Origin of the sequence: Streptococcus parasanguinis (assembly GCF_901875555.1) — a bacterium.
GTDB lineage: Bacteria > Bacillota > Bacilli > Lactobacillales > Streptococcaceae > Streptococcus > Streptococcus parasanguinis_H.
Genome location: NZ_CABFMD010000011.1, coordinates 170,317 through 192,688, shown reverse-complemented (window position 1 = coordinate 192,688; position 22,372 = coordinate 170,317). Strand labels below are relative to the sequence as shown.

Sequence of the window (22,372 nt, the reverse complement as noted above, 5' to 3'; positions counted from 1 at the left end):
GACTCCCATAGAGTCAACCGATCGTCATTTCTTATCTGATGTTTTAGATTTTGTCTTACGCACCTTGCGTTTTACCTTCCAAATGCTAGCTCCTAAAGCCGGCAAGGTAAAGGTCAAGGTTTGTTCATAATCCTTCCACAGTCCCTCTTGAGACTGAACTGTTGGATTGTGCTCTTTCCAGACACCTCCCCATTCTTCTAATTCTGTATTCCAAATTTCTTCATAGACCGCTGATACAGGCACACCAATCGTAAAGTCCTTGCGTTCTACTGGTGCCATATTGAAGACGCATACCAGAAGATCACCTTTACGATTCTTCCGGACCATAGACAAGACGCTTTGATCCCGGTTATCTGCATCAATAATCTCTAAGCCTTCAAAGCTATCATCAATCTCCCACAATTCCTTGTGTTCTTTGTAGAAATGATTAAGCTGGGAAGTGAAACGACGCATCTTAGCATTCATTTCGTCCTCTAGATTGCCCCATTCCAGTTGCTCTTCAGACTTCCATTCCAAAAACTGACCAAATTCTGAACCCATAAAGAGTAGTTTCTTACCAGGGTGGCAGATCTGATAGGTCAAGAGGTTACGAAGTCCAGCAAATTGATTGTAGCGATCTCCCCACATCTTGTGCATCAAACTCTTCTTGCCATGCACTACTTCATCATGTGAAAACGGAAGAAGGAAATTTTCAGAAAATGCATACATGTAGCTAAAAGTCACCAGATTGAAATCAAATTTCCTGTAGACCGGGTCTTCCTCATAGAATCGGAGAATATCATTCATCCAACCCATATTCCATTTATAGTCAAAACCAAGACCACCTTCTTCTTCAGGGCCTGTGATCTTTTGACCAGCAGAACTTTCTTCAGCAATCATCATGACATCTGGATGATCGTTTTTTATAATCGCGTTCAAACGTCTAAGGAAATGAACGCCCTCATAATTGAGGTTTCCTCCATCAATATTTGGAGTCCATGGACCGCTATCATAATCGAGATAGAGCATATTGCTCACAGCATCGACCCGAATTCCATCTAAATGATAGGTTTCAATCCAAAACTTCAAACTAGAAATCAAGAAAGACTGTACTTGATTCTTTCCTAAATCGAAGTTCAAAGCCCCCCAACCATAGTTATGAGCCCGATGTTCATCCTGGTATTCAAAGGTTGGTGTTCCATCATAATATGCCAAAGCATCATCATTAATGATGAAATGGCCAGGCACCCAATCCACGATCACTCCGATATTGTTGAGGTGACATTCTTCCACGAAGTCTTGAAATTCTTCTGGGCTACCATAAGTCTGCTCGAGGGCAAAATAGCCCATGAGCTGATACCCCCAGCTCAGTCCCAATGGATGGGCCATCACTGGCATAAATTCTACGTGGGTGTAGTTCATCTCAACCAAATAAGGGATGAGTTCTTCTTTTAGTTGTTTGAAAGTATAAGAACTGTGATCCTCATTTCGTTTCCACGATCCTGCGTGAGCCTCATAGATATTAACAGGTCGTTCCTTAAAACCAAATTTCTTTCGGCGTGCTCTCCAAAGACCGTCTTTCCAGTTCTTTTCCGGAATGGTCTTAATGATAGACCCTGTATTGGGGCGTTTTTCCATCCATAACGCTAGGGGATCAATTTTTTGAACCTGATGACCATTATGTCGTGTCACCAAATATTTGTATATATCTCCCTCTTTTGCATCTGAACAGAAGACTTCCCAGACGCCTCCTTCATTACGAACCATTGGAATTTTCCGGGCTTCCCAATCAGTAAAGTCACCAATCAGATCGACCGCCTGGGCATTGGGAGCCCAAACACGGAAAGTATACCCTTCTTGTTCTCCCCTTGTTTCCTTGTGAGCACCTAAATACTCTTGAAGCTGGAAATTATCCCCTCTTCCAAATGTCCATAAATCTGTGCTTCTATCCATATACTCACCTCTTTTACCTTCTGAAAGCGTTTTCTATTTGTTTTTATTTTACTATAAAATCACTTAATTTTCAAGTTGATTCCTGTAAAATCATGTAAAATTATCAGGAAAAATTTTTTCATTTTCTTTCCTGAACCTTTTCTATCCTTCCTTGGTCATCCTCTTCATCTTACTTACGATTATACTATATATCTTAGTAAAATTAAACAAGAAACCGAACATTTCTGTTTAAAAAATTATCACTAACTAGTTGATTGCAAACAAACACAAACATTTGCACTAGTGAGCATGAAAAAAATTCACAAAAAAGACTAAGACAGATTTGTCTTAGTCTTATTCGACTCTTAGTCTACATTCACATATTCTTTTGAAAGTTCAAGAACTTCTTCCATTGTTGAACATTCAGTAAGAGCACGGTTAGCGTATTCTTTCATCTTAGCTGTGTCCAATTTCTTCATCAAGCTACGTGTACGAAGTACTGAAGTAGCTGACATGGAGAACTCATCCAAGCCCATTCCGACAAGAAGCGGAACAGCTGTTTGGTCACCAGCCATTTCACCACACATACCGGCCCATTTACCTTCTGCGTGAGCCGCCTTGATCACGTTATTGATCAAACGAAGGATTGATGGGTTATATGGTTGGTAAAGGTATGAAACTTGTTCGTTCATACGGTCAGCAGCCATTGTGTATTGGATAAGGTCATTTGTACCAATTGAGAAGAAATCAACCTCTTTGGCAAATTGGTCAGCAAGCATAGCCGCAGCTGGGATTTCAATCATGATACCTACTTGGATATCATCTGCAACTGCAACACCTTCAGCAACCAATTTTGCTTTCTCTTCTTCAAGAATACCTTTAGCTGTACGGAATTCTTTCAACAAAGCAACCATTGGGAACATGATCCGTAATTTACCGTGAACAGATGCACGAAGCAAAGCACGCAATTGTGTACGGAACATTTGATTACCAGTTTCAGAGATAGAGATACGCAAAGCACGGTAACCCAAGAATGGGTTCATTTCTTTAGGAAGATCGAAGTAAGGAAGTTCTTTATCCCCACCGATATCCATTGTACGAACGACAACAGGTTTACCGTTCATACCTTCAAGAACTGCTTTGTATGCTTCGTATTGATCATCTTCTGTTGGGAAGTCTTGAGAATCCATGTACAAGAATTCAGTCCGGTAGAGACCAACTGCTTCTGCACCATTTGCGTTGACCCCTTCAACATCTTTAGGAGTACCAATGTTAGCAGCCAATTCGAAGTGTTTGCCATCAGCTGTTACCGTTTGAGCATCTTTAAGGAGAGCCCATTCAGCTTTTTGTTTCGCATAAGCTTCACCAGCTGCTTTGAAGGCTGCAATTTGTTCTTCAGTTGGGTTGATGACCACTTCACCAGTGATCCCTGAAACAGCCAAAACATCACCGTCTTTGACAAGTTCTGTGATATTATTTGTACCAAGAACAGCTGCGATTTCAAGTGTACGCGCCATGATAGCTGAGTGACTGGTACGTCCACCGATGTTAGTAACAAAGGCTTTTACGTACTTTTTGTTCAACTGAGCTGTATCAGATGGTGTCAAGTCATGCGCCACCACGATTGCTTCTTCATTGATAGAAGCAGGGTTTGGCAATTTCTTACCAAGCAAGTTGGCAAGCACACGTTTGGTAACGTCGCGAATGTCTGCTGCACGTTCTTGCATGTAAGGATTGTCTTCCATTCCTTCAAAGATTGCAATGAACATGTCAGTGACTTCTTTCAAGCCAGCCTCTGCATTGATTTTTTTCGTACGAATCGTTTCTTTGATCTGACCAATCATTTCAGGGTCAGCGAGAACCATCATATGCGCATCAAAAACTTGCGCTGCTTCTTCACCAAGGCTTGCTACTGCATTCTCCCGAATAAGAGAAAGCTCGTTTTGTGAAGCTTCAAGAGCTGCATCCAAACGAGCTTCTTCTGCACTTGTATCTTCGACTGAAACAGTCTCAAATGATAAGTCTGGTTGAATGAGCAAATATGCCTTAGCAACGGCAACACCGTCAGATGCTGCAATTCCTTTTAGCATTTTTGTCATATTTTAAGCCAATCCTTCTTTAGTCATTGTTTCTGAGATAGCTGCGATCGCATCATCAGCGTCAGCACCTTCTGCAGAGATCACAACGTCAGCACCTTGACCAACACCAAGGCTCATAACACCCATGATTGATTTCAAGTTAACTGATTTACCTTTGTATTCAAGAGTGATGTCTGATGCAAATTTGCTAGCAGTTTGAACCAACAAAGTTGCTGGACGTGCGTGGATACCTGTTTCTGCCACGATGTGGAAATCTTTAGAAGCCATAATTGGACTCTCCTTTTTAAAAATAGTTTTTGAGTTACCTTTTGATAACCCTTACAATTTGGTATTATATCATCTTTTGAAATTTTTTTCAAGATTTTTATCACTGACTTACAGAAAAAGACTGCGAAAAATCCCAATTTAGATACATTCTAAGAAGCTACTGAAGAACGGAGAAAATATCTTTTCAATTTTCTACTATATTATAAGTAACATTTTCCTCCGCTTTCAAATAAAAAGAAGCAACTGTACCACAGGATATTGATTCACCAAAAAATTATAACTAATTAAAGATGCTTTAAAGCCTATTCCTATCCCATTTCTTGGAATTTCTCAATTTCCGTCCACCACAATATATTGTGTTTTAAAAACCCCAATTCATTTCTTTGCACAATATTTAGTTTTATTTTGTTGACAAGTTGCAGGATTTTGTTTATACTGTTTACAGATTTATATTTTGATAGGAGAACGGAAAAAGAAATGGTAACCATTTATTCAAAAAATAATTGTGTTCAGTGCAAAATGACCAAACGATTCCTCGATAGTAATCACGTGGAATACCGCGAAATTAACTTAGATGAACAGCCAGAATTTGTAGAACATGTTAAAAACCTTGGCTTCAATGCAGCTCCAGTTATTCAAACACCGGATGAAGTATTTTCTGGTTTTCAACCAGCTAAGTTGAAGAAACTTTCTTAATAAACGCAGTATTTTGCTGAAATAGGGGTCTAGCGTTAGCAACCTAACACTAGACTTTTTACTTGTAAAGAGAGGACTTCTCCTCTTCATTTTTTTGAACTAGAAAAGGATTATTATGGGATTAAAATCTCTCGAAGATGTGACGTATTTTCGTCTTAACAATGAAATCAACCGTCCAGTAAACGGCCAAATCATGCTTCATAAAGACAAAGAAGCTTTGGATGCCTTCTTTAAAGAAAATGTAGTGCCAAATACTTTGGCCTTTGATTCAATCACTGACAAGATTCAGTACCTTCTAGAGCATAATTACATTGAAAGAGCTTTTATCGAGAAGTACCGTCCAGAATTTTTGGAAGAATTGGTCCAATTTATCAAAGACCAACACTTCCAATTCAAGTCCTTCATGGCAGCTTATAAATTTTATAACCAGTACGCTTTGAAAACTAATGATGGGGATGCTTACCTTGAAAGCATGGAAGACCGGGTCTTCTTTAATGCTCTCTACTTCGCTGATGGAAATGAAGCCATTGCCAAAGATATCGCAAATGAAATCATCCACCAACGCTACCAGCCTGCTACGCCTTCTTTCTTAAATGCAGGTCGTGCACGTCGTGGTGAATTGGTGTCATGTTTCTTGATCCAGGTAACAGATGATATGAACTCCATTGGACGTTCTATCAACTCAGCTCTTCAACTTTCACGTATCGGTGGTGGTGTGGGAATTTCCCTCAGCAACCTTCGTGAAGGTGGTGCACCCATCAAGGGCTATGAAGGTGCTGCTTCAGGTGTCGTTCCAGTTATGAAGTTGTTTGAAGATAGCTTCTCTTACTCTAACCAATTAGGTCAACGTCAAGGTGCCGGAGTTGTTTACCTCAACGTATTTCACCCAGACATCATCGCCTTCCTTTCAACTAAAAAAGAAAATGCCGATGAAAAAGTTCGTGTTAAGACGCTTTCACTAGGCGTCGTCGTTCCAGACAAATTCTATGAATTGGCACGTAAAAATGAAGAGATGTACCTCTTCAGCCCATACTCTGTCGAACGCGAATACGGTGTGCCGTTCAACTACATCGACATTACTGAAAAATATGACGAATTAGTAGCAAATCCGAATATCCGCAAGACAAAGATCAAGGCGCGTGATTTGGAAACTGAAATTTCTAAATTGCAACAAGAATCCGGTTATCCATATGTCGTCAATATTGATACAGCTAACCGCGCAAATCCTGTTGATGGGAAAATCATCATGAGTAACTTGTGTTCAGAGATCCTACAGGTTCAAGAACCAAGCTTGATCAACGATGCTCAAGAATTTGTCCAAATGGGAACCGACGTCTCATGTAACCTTGGTTCAACCAACGTAGTTAACATGATGACGTCACCTGATTTTGGTCGTTCGATTCGTGCCATGGTGCGTGCTTTAACCTTCGTTACAGATAGCTCCCATATCGTGGCCGTCCCAACTATTGATCATGGTAATAAACAAGCCCATACCTTTGGTCTTGGAGCTATGGGACTTCACAGCTACCTTGCGCAACAATTGATTGAATACGGATCACCGGAGTCTGTTGAGTTTACAAGTATCTACTTCATGCTCATGAACTACTGGACTCTCGTAGAATCAAACAACATCGCGCGTGAACGAGGCGTTACCTTCCACAACTTTGAAAAATCAGACTATGCTAACGGCACTTACTTTGATAAGTATGTGACTGGAGAGTTTGTTCCAAAATCCGATCGTGTCAAAGAATTGTTCAAAGATATCTTTATTCCTAGCGCTGCTGACTGGGCAGAACTGCGTGCTAAAGTTCAAGCAGATGGTCTTTACCACCAAAACCGCTTGGCTGTCGCACCAAATGGATCTATCAGCTACATCAATGATGTCTCTGCTTCTATCCACCCAATCACACAACGGATTGAAGAACGCCAAGAGAAGAAAATCGGTAAGATCTACTACCCTGCAGCAGGATTGTCAACAGAAACGATTCCTTACTACACTTCTGCCTACGACATGGATATGCGAAAAGTCATCGATGTCTATGCTGCCGCTACTGAGCATGTAGACCAAGGTCTTTCACTGACTCTCTTTATGCGCAGCGATATTCCAAAGGGTCTTTACGAATGGAAAACCGAAAACAAACAAACCACTCGTGACTTGTCTATCCTTCGCAACTACGCCTTTAACAAGGGAATCAAGTCTATCTACTACGTTCGCACCTTTACAGATGATGGTGGAGAAGTTGGTGCCAACCAATGTGAAAGCTGTGTCATCTAATCCGCTATCCTAGATAGCTATCAAAAGTCGGTTCGCCGACTTTTTGTGCGGTATTCTATCAATTTATGGTAGAATAGTAACGATTGAATGAATAGAAAAAGAAAGTGATGCAAATGGAAACATACTACAAAGCCATTAACTGGAATGCTATCGAAGATGTCATCGATAAATCGACCTGGGAAAAACTAACCGAGCAATTCTGGTTGGATACGCGTATCCCTTTGTCAAACGACTTGGATGACTGGAGAAAGTTATCTAATAAGGAAAAAGACCTCGTTGGTAAAGTCTTTGGTGGATTGACTCTGTTGGATACCATGCAATCTGAAACAGGTGTTCAAGCTCTTCGTGCAGATATTCGTACTCCCCACGAAGAAGCTGTCTTTAACAACATCCAATTCATGGAATCAGTCCATGCTAAGTCATACTCTTCTATCTTTTCGACCTTGAATACCAAGTCAGAAATCGAAGAGATTTTCGAATGGACCAACACCAATCCATATCTTCAAAGAAAAGCTGAGATTGTCAACGAAATCTACCTCAATGGGACTCCTCTTGAAAAGAAAGTCGCCAGCGTCTTCCTTGAAACCTTCCTCTTCTACTCTGGTTTCTTCACACCTCTCTACTATCTTGGGAACAACAAGTTAGCTAACGTGGCTGAGATTATCAAGTTGATCATTCGAGACGAATCTGTTCACGGAACCTATATCGGCTACAAGTTCCAACTTGGATTTAACGAATTACCAGAAGACGAGCAAGAAAAACTCAAAGAGTGGATGTACGACCTGCTCTACACCCTCTATGAGAATGAAGAAGGCTACACAGAGAGCCTCTATGACGGTGTGGGCTGGACAGAGGAGGTCAAGACCTTCCTTCGTTATAACGCCAATAAAGCCCTCATGAACTTGGGACAAGATCCGCTCTTCCCTGACTCAGCAGATGATGTCAACCCAATCGTCATGAACGGAATCTCAACCGGAACCTCCAACCACGACTTCTTCTCTCAAGTCGGAAATGGTTACCTTCTCGGTGAAGTAGAAGCCATGCAGGATGATGATTACAATTACGGATTATAAGAAGAAAAACCTTTCCAGACGGAGAGGTTTTTTGTTGCAATCTTTTACTGATTGGATCTGCTTCTTATTTGAAAAAAGAGGCTGGGACAAAAGTCCTAGCCTCTTCTTGTCTTTGGATTGTCGAGCAAGACGCAGTGGTTGAGTGGGCTCTACTACACTGATTTCATCAGCCTTTACAGCCCTACTCAACTGTGCGGAGGTGGGACGACGAAATCGAATTCTAACAAATTACAGATTTCTGTCCCACTCTCTCCTATTATTACAATTTACCTGCTACTGCATCCAACAATTCTTGGATTTTCGCTTGGTTGCTTCCCCCTGCCATGGCCATGTCTGGTTTACCACCGCCACGTCCATCAACGATTGGAGCCAATTCTTTAATCACATTACCTGCGTGGACCTCTTTTGTCTTGCTGGCTACAAGGACGTTCACTTTGTCACCGATGGCTGCAACAAGGACAAGCACATCAGAGTAGTCTTTTTGTTTCCAGTTATCCGCGAAGGTACGAAGAGCACCTGCATCTGATACAGAAACTTGGCTTGCGATAAAGCTGTGACCATTTGCTTCTTGAACATTCTTGAAGACATCACCTGCTGCTGCAGCCGCTGCTTTTTCCTTCAATTCTGCATTTTCTTTTTGCAATTGACGGAGTTGCTCTTGAAGGCCTTCCACCTTGTGAGGGACTTCTTTGAGTTGAGGGGCTTTTAAGGTTGTTGCGACTGCTTTCAGAGCATCTTCTTGATCACGATAAGCTTCAAAGGCCTCCTTACCAGTCACTGCCAAGATACGACGAGTTCCTGATCCGATCCCTTCTTCTTTGACAATCTTGAAGAGACCGATTTCAGAAGTATTGCCTACATGGGTACCACCACAGAGTTCCACTGAGTAGTCACCGATGGTGACAACACGGACTTCTTTACCGTATTTCTCACCAAAGAGGGCCATTGCTCCCATTTCTTTAGCTGTATCGATATCCGTTTCAATTGTCTTGATTGCAATAGCTTCCCATATTTTTTCATTGACTTGTTGCTCAATAGCGCGTAATTCTGCAGGCGTTACGGCTTGGAAGTGGGTAAAGTCAAAGCGAAGGAATTCTACTTCGTTGAGAGATCCTGCTTGGGTTGCGTGGTTACCAAGAATATTGTGAAGAGCCGCATGGAGCAAGTGAGTTGCTGTATGGTTCTTCATAACACGATGACGACGATTGGTATCGATAGCCAAGGTGTATTCTTGGTTCAAGGAAAGTGGTGCCAATACTTCAACGGTATGGAGTGGTTGACCATTTGGTGCTTTTTGAACATCTGTTACATTCGCTACGACATTTCCTGCCGCATCCAAGATTTGACCGTGGTCAGCTACTTGTCCACCCATTTCAGCGTAGAAAGGAGTTTCAGCAAAGATGAGAGATGCAGTTCCTTCTGAAACAGCTTCTACTTCTGTATTGTCCGCTACGATAGCTACCAACTTAGAAGACAATTGGCTAGCATTATAGTTAAAGTGACTTTCAACTGTAATGTTTTGAAGAGTTTCATTTTGCATGCCCATAGATCCACCTTTAACAGCTGATGCACGCGCACGTTCTTGTTGTTCCTTCATAGCTGCTTCAAAACCATTACGATCGATAGTCATACCAGCTTCTTCAGCAATTTCTTCTGTCAATTCAACTGGGAATCCATAAGTATCATAAAGTTTGAAGACGTCTTGTCCATCGATAACTGATTGACCTTTGGCCTTCAAGTCAGCTACGATACCTTGAGCAAAGTGTTGACCTGAGTGAAGGGTACGAGCAAATGACTCTTCTTCGCTCTTAACGATTTTTTCAATAAAGTCACGTTTTTCAAGCACTTCTGGGTAATAGCTTTCCATGATTTTTCCAACAGTTGGAACCAATTTGTAAAGGAAAGGTTCATTGATACCCAATTTTTGGCCATGCATAGAAGCACGACGGAGGAGACGACGAAGGACATAGCCACGTCCTTCATTTCCTGGAAGAGCCCCATCACCGATCGCAAATGAAAGCGAACGGATGTGGTCAGCAATGACCTTGAAGCTCATGTTGTCGCCATCTGGATCGTAGGTTTTACCAGACATCTTTTCAACTTCACGGATGATCGGCATGAAGAGGTCTGTTTCAAAGTTGGTCTTAGCCCCTTGAATGACAGCTACCAAACGCTCTAAACCAGCGCCCGTATCAATGTTCTTGTGTGGCAATTCCTTGTATTCACTACGAGGTACAGCAGGATCTGCGTTAAATTGGGACAAGACAATGTTCCAGATTTCAATGTAACGGTCGTTTTCGATATCTTCTGCAAGCAGACGAAGACCAATATTTTCAGGGTCAAAGGCTTCTCCACGGTCAAAGAAGATTTCTGTATCTGGTCCAGAAGGTCCCGCACCGATTTCCCAGAAGTTGTCTTCGATTGGGATCAAGTGACTTGGATCTACACCAACAGCGATCCAACGGTTGTATGAATCCTTATCGTCAGGGTAATAGGTCATGTAAAGTTTGTCTTTAGGGAAATCAAACCATTCCGGACTTGTCAAAAGCTCATAAGCCCACGTAATGGCTTCATCACGAAAGTAATCTCCGATGGAGAAGTTCCCCAACATTTCAAACATAGTATGGTGACGAGCAGTCTTCCCTACGTTTTCGATATCATTGGTACGAATAGCCTTTTGAGCATTGGTAATCCGTGGATTTTCGGGTTTGATGGTTCCATCAAAGTATTTCTTAAGAGTTGCAACCCCTGAGTTGATCCATAAAAGGGTTGGATCGTTAACTGGAACTAAGCTAACAGATGGCTCTACAGAATGTCCCTTGCTTGCCCAGAAATCAAGCCACATTTGGCGAATTTGTGCACTAGATAGTTGTTTCATATTTATCTCCTTATTTTTTTAAGATTAATTTGCGCCAGCTTCTAACATTTCGACATAATCGATAGCGACACACAGTGAAATGACTAAATCAGCGTATTCATCCTCATAAACCGATACTTGGTAAGTTGAGGTAAGGTGAAAGAGTTCTTTGCTAATCTCAGCAACAATTTGATCCCGATCATCCAACAATTTGAAATCCAGGTCCCAGATATTTCCTTGAACCCGCAGTCCCAAATCTTCAATGTCGTATTTGTCTCTCAAAAGCGTAAGCTTTTTAGTGATAAAAAAGCGATCCCCATTTTTCAAGCTAACCTCAAATTTTGAAAGAAGGGTGAATGGCTTTTTCGTGATCTGACTGACTTCTTGCCCCTCATTATCATAGATGGTAAAAGTTTTAGGAACTTTAAAAAAGGATCCCTCAACCTGGTATTCAATATTTCCTAACTCATCCTTGATATCGAAGCGTTCACCACCCAATCGAAATTTTTGTTTCACTTGATAGGTTCTCATTTTCTATCTCCTTTGAAAAGACGCTAACAGGCATGCATAAACAAAAGACAAGCCACCAAACGAAGGGCGAAAAACCGCGGTACCACCTTCATTCAATGAACTTGTCATTCTTCATTTTGTATGCAATTGTCTCAGCCGAGTAGCAAAATCATTTCTCTTCCATGGCTCGCACCCCCGCCACTTCTCTGATTCCGAGTAACAATGATTTATTCTCAACTATTTCATTATACAAGTTCCAAAAGGAACCGTCAACTATTTTTTAGATGATGAGCTGCTATCGCTCGTTTGGACACCGATATTTTGCAAATATTGGTTAAAGGTTGACTTGAAGGCATCATCTTTGACCTTGATATTGGCATCGGTCATCGCTTTGGCAATAATGCTACGGATGAAGTTAGTATCTTGCTTACGACCTTCGACAATGATTTCTTTCAAGCGTTTTTCGTATTTCTTCCAGTCAGAACCTTTTTCATTCTTCTTGTTTAATTTCACAATATAGTAGCTAGCAGAATAGTTTTGGCCTGCTGATACGGTGATCACATCTGAAATGCCATTTTCATCCAACTTAAAGGCAGCTTCTTTGACTTGAGATGGAATATCTGCTGTTCCTGAGTCGAACTTGACTTCGCCACCTTTGTCTTTTGTAGCAGTATCTGTTGAATTTTCTTTGGCAATTTGAGCAAAGTCTGCACCTTCAGCTTTAGCCGCTTCCAACACTTCTTTTGCTTTATCTTCAGAATCCAACTTAATAATTTGTGCTGTTACTTCTGGTGTGTAAGATTCAAAAGCCGCCTTGTAGTCTGAATCTTTGATATCTTTCTTAGCAGCTTGGTTGACTGCATATTCCAACAACATATTGCTACGGATTTGTTTCTTCGCTGTTTCTTCCGTCAAGCCTTGTTGTGCCAAGTAAGCATCGAATTGGTTCCCCAATTGTTTCTTTTGTTTAGCCAATTCTTTATCGACTTCTTTATCAGAAACTTTTGATCCATATTCTTTTTCAAAGACCTTATTGATGGTCATTTGGAAAAGAACTTGTTGAGCTCCTTGGTTGTTCTTGATTTCATCGTAGAAATCAGAAACTGTAATCGTGTCCCCTTTCATGGTCACGATATCTTTGTTTGTGCCATTGGCACATGCTGCTAGTGTTACGACTGATAGCAAGGTCACAGCACCTGCTACAAGTTTTTTCTTCATGAAATTTCTCCGTTCCTTTTTTAAACTTCTTCTATTTTACCACAAATTAGAGAGAATACCTTAAATTTACCTAAAATGAGCCAGGCTCTGGCAAGGTAACTGTCTCTGCATTTTTTCGGATCATCAAGATGCCGTCACCAAGCGGCACCAAGCTAGCGGTCAAATCTGGATGATTGAGAGTTGCATCAAAGAGGTTCTGCAGACCTCGATAGATGGTTCGTTGTCCACGACGGACCTCCAGGATGTCTTTGGCAACATCTCCCCCTTGGAAAATATCATCTAGCACCACGATACCTCCAACTTCTAGAAGCTCTAGGATCCGTGGCAAAAAGACGATGTATTTAGACTTGGCTGAGTCCATAAAGACAAAGTCATAGGTCTCGGTTAAATCCTGTAAGACATCCACCGCATCTCCTTCCAGCAAGGTGATTTGCTTTCTCTGATCGAATTTAGCCAGATTTTCCTTGGCAAAACCGATCATTTCCTCGTTTCGATCAATGGTGGTAATTTGCGCATTGGGGGCATTTTCCGCCATCAAGAGGGCCGAAAAACCAATGGCCGTCCCAATTTCAAGGATTTTCTTTGGTTGTAGGCTTTGCAGAAGTAATCGAAAGTAAGCGACCGTCTCCTGCGGGATGATGGGAATATTTTCCTTGCGAGCGAATGCTTCTAATTCCTTGAGGGCACCAGCTACCGGTTTTTGACGGGTCCGCATAAAGTCAACGATCTCGTCTTTAACGACTGGCCGGCGCATATTGTGGTTGGCATTTTTACTATAAGACTCTACCATTTTATGCGAGTCCTAATTTTTCTACGAGGGCTTCAAATTCATTCAAACGACGTTCAAAGACTGCAAAAGCTGCGTCCAAATAGTCTTCTTTTTCCATATCCACACCTGCTTTGCGGATGACATTAAGTGGATAATCAGAGTTTCCAGCTTTCAGGTAATTGATATATTTATCACGGTCTTCTTGGGTTCCATGAACAATTTTTTCAGCTAGAGCTGAAGCTGCCGCAAAACCAGTTGAATATTGGAAAACGTAGTAGTTATAGTAGAAATGAGGAATGCGAGCCCATTCATATTGGATCTCAGGGTTGTCTTCTTTTGAAAGACCATAGTATTTCTCATTGAGATCTGCATAAAGGTTGTTCAAGAACTCACTCGTCAAAACAGTCCCTTCTTGGTCAGCCTTATGAATCGCATGCTCAAATTCAGCGAACTGAGTTTGACGGAAGACGGTTCCACGGAAACCATCTAAGAAATGGTTGAGGATGGCAAAGCGGGTTTGATCATCTTCTACTTCTTCCAAGAGACGTTCTGTCAAGATATTTTCATTGGTCGTAGAGGCAATTTCAGCAAGGAAAATAGAGTAGTCCCCATAGACGTAGGGTTGATTTTCACGGGTATAGCTCGAATGCATACTGTGACCAGTTTCGTGAACCAAGGTAAAGAGATTATCCAGTGTATCTTGCCAGTTCAACAACATGAAGGCATTGGTATCATAAGAACCACCTGAGTAGGCACCTGAGCGTTTTCCTTGGTTAACATGGACATCAATCCATCGTTCACTAAAGGCCCGTTTCACACGAGACAGATAATCCTCACCCAAAACAGCCAAGACTTCTTCTGCTTTTGCCAATGATTCTTCATAGCTAAACTTGTAGTCTGTATCTGATAATGGGGTATACATATCATACATCTTCAAGTCAGAGATTCCAAGAATTTTAGAACGCAACTGAATATAACGTTGCAAGAGTGGCAAGTGTTTGTTGACTGCGACTACCAAGCGTTCATAAACGCTTTCTGGCACAAAGTTTTCAGAAAGGGCTGCTTCACGAGCAGAAGAGAATTTGCGCACTTTGGCATTGAAGTTGTGAACTTTTACATTGGTTTGCAAGGTTTTAGCATAGGTATGTTGGTACTGTTCATAGACCTTGTAGAGCCCTTCATAAGCTTCTTTACGAACGGCACGATCTTTTGACTCTACCAAAGAAATATAGTTCCCATGTGTTAATTGAACTTCTTCACCCTTGTCATCATGCACAGTTGGAAAAACAATATCTGCATTGTCCAAAATTTCAAATGTTTCCCCACCAGCAGCAAAGATCTCACCAGCTCCTGCAAGTAATTCTTCCTCTTTTTGGGACAAGACATGTTCTTTTTTCTCTAGCAAACGATCAAAATAATGACCATATTGTTCCAAGGCTGGAACCTCACTCACAAAAGCTTTGTACTGCTCATCCGTAATGGCCATGAACTCAGGCTCATAGAAGGCAAAAGTTTCGCCTAACAAGCTATAAAGAGACATCCCTTTTGATTGGTATTCTTGGTATTTAGCCACTCGTGTATCTTGGTCATTTTTCATATGAGCATAAACGTAGACCTTTTCTAAACGACGGCTCAATTCCAAATAAGCTTCGGTGGTGTCTAACAAGCTTTGTGCCGAATCCAATAAATGACCAGCATAGTGGCTGGCTGCTTTCATATCCGCAGCTAAGCTGGCTGCTTCATCTTCCCAAGCTTGATCTGTCGCAAAAATCGTCGACAAATCCCATTGGTATTTTTCATCAATTTCATTACGTTGTTTTACCATTTCAATTCATCCTCCAAAGTACTATTTTAGCATATTTCAAAAACTGTTGCCATTATTGCGCTATACATTCTCAAACGTTTAAAAAACGCGTATTTTGTTAAAATATCGTTTTCGTCATTTTTCAATAATTGAAAAAAATCGTATTCAAAATCGTATTCATTGCCCGCACAATTGAGAGAACGAGCCCGAGGGCTTTTTTTATTGCCGTTATAATAGACAAACTCGATAATTGCCGTTATAAAAATAGTGTTTGGTGGGGAATTCCAACACAGAAAATTATCTTTTCTGCCACCTATAAAAGCAGGGAGAATAAAGAGTTTGAACCGGCTTTATTCCTTGCTCCTTGTAATAAGCGAGAAATTGCTGATAATAATCTTTGAGATTGCCCTCAATCTGAATCAAATGGTCTGAAACAATGGGACGACACATAGGATAAAAATAATCTAGATCTTTCTCAAGTAAATGGTGTCCCTGCAAATAGAGTTGCTCCTGTAACTTCATCCACCTTGGCTGACGGTAGAATAGTTGCTGCCTTACGTAAGATAAAAATTGCCGATCCAGGTCTACTGGTAGTTGCTGCAAGGGTTGCTTTAGATAAGGTGTCCGTAGCATTTCAAGCAAGGGCCCTTTCCCAAAAGAAAATACTTCTGTTTTATAATGCAGTCGTCCCCGTAAATCCTCATGAATGAGGTACTGCAACCGCACTTCTCTCTTTGCAAGATCCAATTCCCAAAGATGAAATCCACGATTCTGACTAAAATAAAGAAAACCAGCTTGTAAGTTGCTCAGTCTTTCCTTGAGCCACAGCTTTTTTCCCAGCAACCAATAAACCTGATAACCGTGGGCTCGATATGCATCGCTTCTCTCTTTTAATCGTTCCAAAGATAAGGGACTGCACTGCACCTCCAAAGCCAACTTCTTATCCACAACCAAAAGATCCGCAATTTGCTGAAACTCTGGCAAATAATATTCGACTTCTGTTCTAGCTTCCTTTGATCCCCAGTCATAAAGACTGGCTTTTAATTCCAGGTGTTCCATGCTCTCAGCTTCATGATGGTAGGGACACTGTTGTAATTCTACATGGGCAAAATGAGCCCGTAGCACCGTACCGTTTTTCAACCGCACTTCACTCTGACAAGCTAAGCAATAAAAGGGCCCTGCTGCCACAGGTGGGATCTCTTCCATACAGTTCCACCGCTTTTGATTTTTATCCACGGCAATAAACATAGGCCCACCTCCTCATCTATATCATTCGAAAAAAAATAAGAAAAAGGCTGGAAATTCCAACCTTTTCTTCCTTTTATTCTTCAGAATCTGAATCATCACTGTCGTCATCTGCAACAGGTGATTTACTCAATTCTTTCTGCATATCTTTCATCTCTTTACGAGTACTTTCCAACTCTTCTCGAGCATCTTTCAAGCTTTCGATCAGAGCTTCACGGTCTTCTTTAGGAACGACAGTGCTATCTGAACCTATGCTTTCCAAGCCTTCATTAAAGATTTCTTTTTGATTTTCCAATTCTTGCTTCAAGGCGCTAACAGTTGCATCGTATTGTTCTTTTGCAGAACCTGTCACAGAAGTACCTGCTTCTTCAGTAATAGAAACAGATTGATCCATTAATTTTGCAAACAGCTTTTTGAAGTCGCCAACTGTCTTTGCCTTACTGATGTCATCATCTGTCACAACACTTGAAGCAGATCCTTCTTCAGAATCTGTTGCCGTATTTTTACTTTTTGAAGTGCCAGAAGACTTACTGGTGACTTTTGAAGTTGTTTGACTATTGGAAGTTTCCTTCTTTGTTTCTTGCTTGTTTGAACAAGCAGCAAGCGAGACAAGAGTCAAAAGTGCGGCAGTCGATAAGATCATTTTTTTCATAAAATGGTCTCCTTTATTTTTATTTCACCTCATTCTATCATCGAATACTTTGATTGTCAAATTAATTACTAGTTCTTGATAATAGCAAAAATAATTGGACAAAACACGATGAAATCAGTGTTTCTGTCCAATTCCTCAGGAGCTAGTCGTACAATTCTAACAAATAAATTATTCTACATTGCCACCAAAAAGGCTGTGAGATCTTCCTTGGGGCATTTTTAAGGCAAAACTCAGAAGAAAGGCAAGACCAACAACTCCTGCTAAAAAGAAGCTCATGAGTTGGTAGCCACCTACTTCAATAAAGTGGGCTGCTATCGGTTGTAATAGAATCGTACCTAGGTAGCGTGCCCCCTGTACAATAGCCATAGCAAGAACCAAGTCTTTCCCCTTCACCTGTTGGGCAATAAAACGCAAGGATACCATAATCAAAACCATGCCCGTCGTATGCTTGGATAAGAGTGTCAGGAGTACTTTTAAGAAGACAGGACTTGGAAGAGCATAGACGGCATATTGAGCGAAAATAATCCCGATTGGAAGAGCGATCAAAACCCGTAAAGGCCAGTGGTCCATGAATCGATCGGAGAAAAAGATCAAAGGAGCTTCTACTACAACTGAGATAGCCACAACCGTAGAGGCAATATGAACCGGTAGACCACTATCCATGAGCAACTCAGGAATATAGGTGTGACCGATATTACCAACCCCTGAAGCCAAGCCAATCAGAATAATAAAGAAGAGATAAGGACCGTTGTGAAGAAGAGGCCAAATAGAAACGGGCTCTGTTTCCTTTTCTATAACTGTCTCTTTTTTCTTCATTCGAACGGCACTCAGACAGAAAATACTTAGGACAATAGTGATTAAAACAGTATAATAGACCGCTTGAGGGCTAAACTGATGATAAACCCAGCCAGCGATTTGTACTCCAACTGAGTAGCCAATCGTTCCCCAAACGCGAATCTTCCCAAAAGCGTATGGACTTTGCGTTGCAAAAACTTCCATCATGGGAGCTGTTCCATTCAAACAGACTAAAACGATTCCATAAAAAGCTGTCAGCCAAAAGAGATTGGGAGCCCAAAGAAAACCTAAAACTCCACCTATGATAATGCTCAGACTGAGGGTTGTCATTTTTACGATTCCAAATCGTTCATTGATATAGCCAAAGAAGGGTTGGGCTACCATGGATAAGAAAAAGGCAACCGATACTAAGGTCGACACTTGGGTGGCACTATAGTGTTTCCCCATCAAATAGACGGATATGAGGGTCGTAAAGAGAGATGTGGACATAAAATAAAAACTATAGAGCAACATATAAGCCGAATAAGAATTTCGGAATTTTTTCATATAAATCCTTTCTAAAAATATCGGAATGAGACAATGACAAAACCCAACTGACAATCAGTTAGGTTTTATTTTATTCTTTATTATAGCGCTTTTGAGCCTCTTTTTTGCGTCTCTCACGACTTTGTTTTTCAATCGAGAGAATGATGACAAGAATGAGAATCGGAATCAAAATCAGGAAGTGATCTAGCGAAAGCCATTTACTTTGCTTAGCAGCTGTCTTTTTCCCACTTGCTGTTTCTTTGACCAGTTCTGGCTTGGCTCCTTCTTCCACCTTCATGTCATCTCGGATTCCTTCAGACAAAGTATAGAGATCGTTATCCGCTGTCAAATACCCATCTTTTACTGCAAGGGTTGGTTCTTTAGCACCCTTTTTGACCGTTGCATAGAAGGGTTTTTCGAGTGTATAGGTCTTGCCGTCAATCTTCTGGACACCTGCATCCAACAATTTTTTATAGCCAAAATCTTTATAGGCTTTTTCGATCAAGGCATTCCCAAATGGATGACGGTAGTATTCCCCATCTTGGTCTGCCCAATCCCCAACTCCCATAATCACAGCAATTAAACGTTGATCACCCCGTTTAATCGTTGCGATGTAGTTAAAGGCTCCACGAGGGCTCGATCCGGTTTTTAAACCATCCACCCCTTTTAAGGCATACTTTGCTCCTGGCAATGAATAATTGTAGGTATCAAAGGTTTCCTCATACGGAGTTCCTTTTTTGACCGTGACTTGTGCTTGATTGGTATAGCTTAAGATATCTGGGTATTGGTTGATGAAATGATAGACCAAAATTCCCAAATCACGTGCAGTTGTCTGGTTGGCCGCATCATTAGGATAATTATTTACCTGATAGTAGCCTTGCAAGGTGGAGATGGCCGCCCCACTCGGGTTATTCCAGACCGTATTGGTCATCCCTAATTCCTTAGCCTTGGCATTCATTCGCTCGATAAAGGCGTCTGGATCATTGTTGGAAATGAGATTGGCCAACATGAGGGTCGATACATTTGAGGATGGAACCACTGTCATGGTGATTAACTCAGGAATTGTGTAGTCTACTCCAGCAACAATATTATTATTGGAGATCTCATAGATCTTTCCGATCGCTTGATCTGAAGCGGTCGCCTTGATCACTGTATCCTTACTGATCTTGCCATTTGCCATATCTTCAAACAAGAGATAGAGCGTCATGAGCTTACTCATGCTGGCCGGATCTCTGACTTCATCGATATTGTCTTTCCAAAGAACATTTCCCGTATTTCCGTCAATAATGAGCGAAGAGTGTGGACGGTTAATGGCTTGGACATGGTCATTTGGATACATCTTTTGCGCCATATCCACCAATTCATCCGCACTCGCTAGAATTGGCTGGCATAAGAGACTCAAAAGGAGGCAAATATGGATCAAATATTTTTTTATCATAAACTTTTCCTTTATTACAGACTAATCAGCTAGAGGCTGAAATAAGCTTCTAGCCCTCACGCCCTTTCCTCTTGTCTCCCAGTAGATGAAAAGAGCTAATCACAGCAGATAATTACTTGTATTGTACCATACTTTGAAGTATAAAAAAACCTATCACCCCTGCAAAATCAGCGATAGGTCCCTTCATTTAACGACTCAACAAGCTCAAGGCTTCCTTATCTGCAATAATGGTCACATTTGGATGTCCTTGAAGGGCACTAGCTGGCACTTTTTCTGTCCTTTCACCTTCTACCGTACCTTTGATCGCTTGGGCTTTCGATTCCCCATAGGCAAACAAGACAATTGATTTGGCAGCTAAGATATTGGCAATCCCCATCGAAATGGCTTGAGTTGGTACATCTTCTATCTTATCAAAGAAACGAGAATTGGCCTCAATCGTAGAGGCATCCAACTGAACTAGGTGTGTCTGACTATCAAAGGATGTTCCAGGCTCATTAAAACCGATATGCCCATTGCGCCCAATACCCAAGATTTGAAGGTCCACTGGATGGTCTTTGAGTATTTGGTTATAACGGATTACTTCCTGATCGGCAGATTCTTCTACACCTGATGGGAGGTAGCTTTCTTTAAATGGTTTGGCATCAAAGAGATGTTTCTCCATGAAATAACGATAAGATTGAGGATCATCTCCTGTTAACCCTACGTACTCATCTAAGTTAACACTGATTAGATTGGACAGATCCAAATCACTTTCACGAATTTGTTTATAAAACTCAAGGGGACTGCTACCTGTCGCAAGACCTAAGGTTTGAGCACCTTCCTTTAAGGATTCTTTCAATATATCAAAGGCAACTTTTCCACCCTCAATTTGGTCCTTTACTTCAATAATTTTCATTGGATAGACCTCCTGTTTCTCTATACTTTTATTATATGGTATAGACCAATTTTTGTCAAGTGAAACCGCTATCTTTTTCTGGCATTTTTTTCATTTTCAAGTCGATTCGTGATATAATGAAAGGTATGATTGTATCACTATTATTCATCATTTTTCTGATCGGACTCCTTGTCTTTCTCTTATCTTTTTTGATTCATCAAAGAAAGATTCTCAAGGTCCTGATCTTTTTGATGGGAATCTGCCTGATGCTCTTAGCTATCGGGACAGCCATCTATTTACTCACAAATTTATTATAAAAGGAGCGCAAATGAATACCAACGACTTTGACTTTGATTTGCCTGAAGAACTGATTGCCCAAACCCCTCTTGAAAAACGAGATGCCTCTAAACTCTTGATCCTGGATCGAAAAACAGGGCAATTCCAAGACCGTCATTTTGATGCCATTTTGGATGAATTGGAGCCAGGAGATGCTCTTGTCATGAACAATACGCGCGTACTACCTGCCCGTCTTCATGGAGTCAAACCAGAAACAGGTGGTCACGTCGAATTCCTTCTCCTTAAAAATACTCAAGATGACTGTTGGGAAGTCTTGGCAAAACCTGCAAAACGCTTAAAGGTAGGTGCCACAGTCAGCTTTGGAGATGGTCGTTTGACTGCAACTGTCGAAGAAGAATTGGAACACGGGGGCCGCATCGTTCGCTTCCACTATCAAGGGATCTTCTTAGAAGTTCTAGAAAGCCTTGGCGAAATGCCACTTCCTCCCTATATTCACGAAAAGCTTGCTGACCGCGAACGCTACCAAACCGTTTATGCTAAAGAAAACGGTTCTGCTGCAGCCCCAACAGCAGGACTTCATTTCACCCAAGAATTGCTCCAAAAGATTGAAGCAAAAGGGATCCACCTGGTCTATTTGACTCTGCATGTGGGCCTAGGAACCTTCCGTCCAGTATCAGTGGACAATCTCGAAGACCATGAGATGCACTCTGAATTTTACCAACTTTCAGAAGAGGCTGCTGCAACCCTTCGACAGGTAAAATCTGCAGGGAAGCGCATCGTAGCTGTTGGAACAACTTCTATCCGGACGCTTGAAACGATCGGAAATAAATTTGCAGGTGATATCCAAGCCGATTCTGGCTGGACCAATATTTTCATTAAACCGGGTTATGAATGGAAAGTCGTCGATGCCTTTTCGACCAACTTCCATCTTCCAAAATCAACTTTAGTCATGTTGGTTTCTGCCTTTGCTGGCCGTGAATTAACCTTAGAAGCATACCACCATGCTATTCAGGAACGGTACCGCTTCTTCAGTTTTGGGGATGCTATGTTCATCAAGTAAAGGAGTC

17 protein-coding genes are annotated in these 22,372 nt (G+C 41.3%); 4 read left to right on the top strand and 13 right to left on the bottom strand.

The window, feature by feature from the left end:
• Positions 1-24: 24 nt before the first annotated feature.
• The 3 genes from glgB to JX304_RS03595 all read right to left on the bottom strand — a co-directional run bounded on the left by glgB (position 25) and on the right by JX304_RS03595 (position 4,277).
• On the bottom strand, positions 25-1,932 hold the full coding sequence (glgB, locus tag JX304_RS03605) for a 1,4-alpha-glucan branching protein GlgB (RefSeq protein ID WP_205011304.1): 1,908 nt from the start codon (positions 1,930-1,932) through the stop codon (positions 25-27).
• Between the two features lie 344 nt (positions 1,933-2,276).
• A complete protein-coding gene (gene ptsP / locus JX304_RS03600; protein ID WP_205011303.1) occupies positions 2,277-4,010 on the bottom strand; it encodes a phosphoenolpyruvate--protein phosphotransferase in 1,734 nt (577 codons plus the stop codon).
• A gap of 3 nt (positions 4,011-4,013) precedes the next feature.
• Entirely contained in the window at positions 4,014-4,277 is a 264-nt protein-coding gene (locus JX304_RS03595) for a phosphocarrier protein HPr (protein WP_003006411.1), read from the bottom strand.
• A 477-nt stretch (positions 4,278-4,754) separates the two neighbouring features.
• Here JX304_RS03595 and nrdH point away from each other — a divergent pair, with 477 nt between their 5' ends.
• The 3 genes from nrdH to nrdF all read left to right on the top strand — a co-directional run bounded on the left by nrdH (position 4,755) and on the right by nrdF (position 8,321).
• Entirely contained in the window at positions 4,755-4,973 is a 219-nt protein-coding gene (nrdH, locus tag JX304_RS03590) for a glutaredoxin-like protein NrdH (RefSeq protein WP_003006408.1), read from the top strand.
• Positions 4,974-5,088: 115 nt separating this feature from the next.
• Positions 5,089-7,248 carry a class 1b ribonucleoside-diphosphate reductase subunit alpha gene (nrdE, locus tag JX304_RS03585; protein ID WP_205011302.1) on the top strand — a complete coding sequence of 720 codons (2,160 nt, stop codon included), beginning with the start codon at positions 5,089-5,091 and terminating at the stop codon, positions 7,246-7,248.
• 113 nt (positions 7,249-7,361) lie between these two features.
• Positions 7,362-8,321, top strand: coding sequence for a class 1b ribonucleoside-diphosphate reductase subunit beta (gene nrdF, locus JX304_RS03580; protein WP_205011301.1), 960 nt, complete (start codon positions 7,362-7,364; stop codon positions 8,319-8,321).
• A gap of 259 nt (positions 8,322-8,580) precedes the next feature.
• On the opposite strand, the gene alaS is transcribed toward nrdF, so the two are convergent.
• From alaS to JX304_RS03530, 10 genes are all read right to left on the bottom strand, one after another.
• On the bottom strand, positions 8,581-11,199 hold the full coding sequence (gene alaS / locus JX304_RS03575; protein WP_205011300.1) for an alanine--tRNA ligase: 2,619 nt from the start codon (positions 11,197-11,199) through the stop codon (positions 8,581-8,583).
• Positions 11,200-11,223: 24 nt separating this feature from the next.
• The gene (locus JX304_RS03570) at positions 11,224-11,709 is read right to left on the bottom strand and encodes an LURP-one-related/scramblase family protein (protein ID WP_205011299.1); all 486 of its coding nucleotides are present in this window, start codon (positions 11,707-11,709) and stop codon (positions 11,224-11,226) included.
• 252 nt (positions 11,710-11,961) lie between these two features.
• A complete protein-coding gene (prsA, locus tag JX304_RS03565) occupies positions 11,962-12,906 on the bottom strand; it encodes a peptidylprolyl isomerase PrsA (protein WP_205011298.1) in 945 nt (314 codons plus the stop codon).
• 70 nt (positions 12,907-12,976) lie between these two features.
• Positions 12,977-13,696: an O-methyltransferase gene (locus JX304_RS03560; protein WP_205011297.1), complete on the bottom strand. Its 720-nt coding sequence runs from the start codon at positions 13,694-13,696 to the stop codon at positions 12,977-12,979.
• A gap of 1 nt (position 13,697) precedes the next feature.
• Complete coding sequence (gene pepF / locus JX304_RS03555) at positions 13,698-15,500, bottom strand: oligoendopeptidase F (protein WP_205011296.1); 1,803 nt, start codon at positions 15,498-15,500, stop codon at positions 13,698-13,700.
• A 276-nt stretch (positions 15,501-15,776) separates the two neighbouring features.
• Complete coding sequence (locus JX304_RS03550; RefSeq protein ID WP_205011295.1) at positions 15,777-16,727, bottom strand: competence protein CoiA; 951 nt, start codon at positions 16,725-16,727, stop codon at positions 15,777-15,779.
• 73 nt (positions 16,728-16,800) lie between these two features.
• Positions 16,801-17,376 carry an LptM family lipoprotein gene (locus JX304_RS03545; protein WP_205011294.1) on the bottom strand — a complete coding sequence of 192 codons (576 nt, stop codon included), beginning with the start codon at positions 17,374-17,376 and terminating at the stop codon, positions 16,801-16,803.
• A gap of 168 nt (positions 17,377-17,544) precedes the next feature.
• Entirely contained in the window at positions 17,545-18,717 is a 1,173-nt protein-coding gene (locus JX304_RS03540; protein ID WP_205011293.1) for an MFS transporter, read from the bottom strand.
• 70 nt (positions 18,718-18,787) lie between these two features.
• The gene (locus tag JX304_RS03535) at positions 18,788-20,134 is read right to left on the bottom strand and encodes a DUF1958 domain-containing protein (protein WP_205011292.1); all 1,347 of its coding nucleotides are present in this window, start codon (positions 20,132-20,134) and stop codon (positions 18,788-18,790) included.
• A 187-nt stretch (positions 20,135-20,321) separates the two neighbouring features.
• A complete protein-coding gene (locus JX304_RS03530) occupies positions 20,322-21,029 on the bottom strand; it encodes a glucosamine-6-phosphate deaminase (RefSeq protein ID WP_205011291.1) in 708 nt (235 codons plus the stop codon).
• A gap of 307 nt (positions 21,030-21,336) precedes the next feature.
• Between JX304_RS03530 and queA the strand changes: the two genes are divergently transcribed.
• Positions 21,337-22,365 (top strand): tRNA preQ1(34) S-adenosylmethionine ribosyltransferase-isomerase QueA, encoded by a 1,029-nt coding sequence (queA, locus tag JX304_RS03525; RefSeq protein ID WP_205011290.1) that lies wholly within the window; start codon positions 21,337-21,339, stop codon positions 22,363-22,365.
• The last annotated feature ends 7 nt before the right edge of the window (positions 22,366-22,372 follow it).

What these genes read in the sequence shown, in the direction of transcription:
- glgB (WP_205011304.1), bottom strand. Translation starts at nt 1,932, where the DNA reads ATGGATAGAAGCACAGATTTATGGACATTTGGAAGAGGGGATAATTTC.
- ptsP (WP_205011303.1), bottom strand. Translation starts at nt 4,010, where the DNA reads ATGACAAAAATGCTAAAAGGAATTGCAGCATCTGACGGTGTTGCCGTT.
- JX304_RS03595 (WP_003006411.1), bottom strand. Translation starts at nt 4,277, where the DNA reads ATGGCTTCTAAAGATTTCCACATCGTGGCAGAAACAGGTATCCACGCA.
- nrdH (WP_003006408.1), top strand. Translation starts at nt 4,755, where the DNA reads ATGGTAACCATTTATTCAAAAAATAATTGTGTTCAGTGCAAAATGACC.
- nrdE (WP_205011302.1), top strand. Translation starts at nt 5,089, where the DNA reads ATGGGATTAAAATCTCTCGAAGATGTGACGTATTTTCGTCTTAACAAT.
- nrdF (WP_205011301.1), top strand. Translation starts at nt 7,362, where the DNA reads ATGGAAACATACTACAAAGCCATTAACTGGAATGCTATCGAAGATGTC.
- alaS (WP_205011300.1), bottom strand. Translation starts at nt 11,199, where the DNA reads ATGAAACAACTATCTAGTGCACAAATTCGCCAAATGTGGCTTGATTTC.
- JX304_RS03570 (WP_205011299.1), bottom strand. Translation starts at nt 11,709, where the DNA reads ATGAGAACCTATCAAGTGAAACAAAAATTTCGATTGGGTGGTGAACGC.
- prsA (WP_205011298.1), bottom strand. Translation starts at nt 12,906, where the DNA reads ATGAAGAAAAAACTTGTAGCAGGTGCTGTGACCTTGCTATCAGTCGTA.
- JX304_RS03560 (WP_205011297.1), bottom strand. Translation starts at nt 13,696, where the DNA reads ATGGTAGAGTCTTATAGTAAAAATGCCAACCACAATATGCGCCGGCCA.
- pepF (WP_205011296.1), bottom strand. Translation starts at nt 15,500, where the DNA reads ATGGTAAAACAACGTAATGAAATTGATGAAAAATACCAATGGGATTTG.
- JX304_RS03550 (WP_205011295.1), bottom strand. Translation starts at nt 16,727, where the DNA reads ATGTTTATTGCCGTGGATAAAAATCAAAAGCGGTGGAACTGTATGGAA.
- JX304_RS03545 (WP_205011294.1), bottom strand. Translation starts at nt 17,376, where the DNA reads ATGAAAAAAATGATCTTATCGACTGCCGCACTTTTGACTCTTGTCTCG.
- JX304_RS03540 (WP_205011293.1), bottom strand. Translation starts at nt 18,717, where the DNA reads ATGAAAAAATTCCGAAATTCTTATTCGGCTTATATGTTGCTCTATAGT.
- JX304_RS03535 (WP_205011292.1), bottom strand. Translation starts at nt 20,134, where the DNA reads ATGATAAAAAAATATTTGATCCATATTTGCCTCCTTTTGAGTCTCTTA.
- JX304_RS03530 (WP_205011291.1), bottom strand. Translation starts at nt 21,029, where the DNA reads ATGAAAATTATTGAAGTAAAGGACCAAATTGAGGGTGGAAAAGTTGCC.
- queA (WP_205011290.1), top strand. Translation starts at nt 21,337, where the DNA reads ATGAATACCAACGACTTTGACTTTGATTTGCCTGAAGAACTGATTGCC.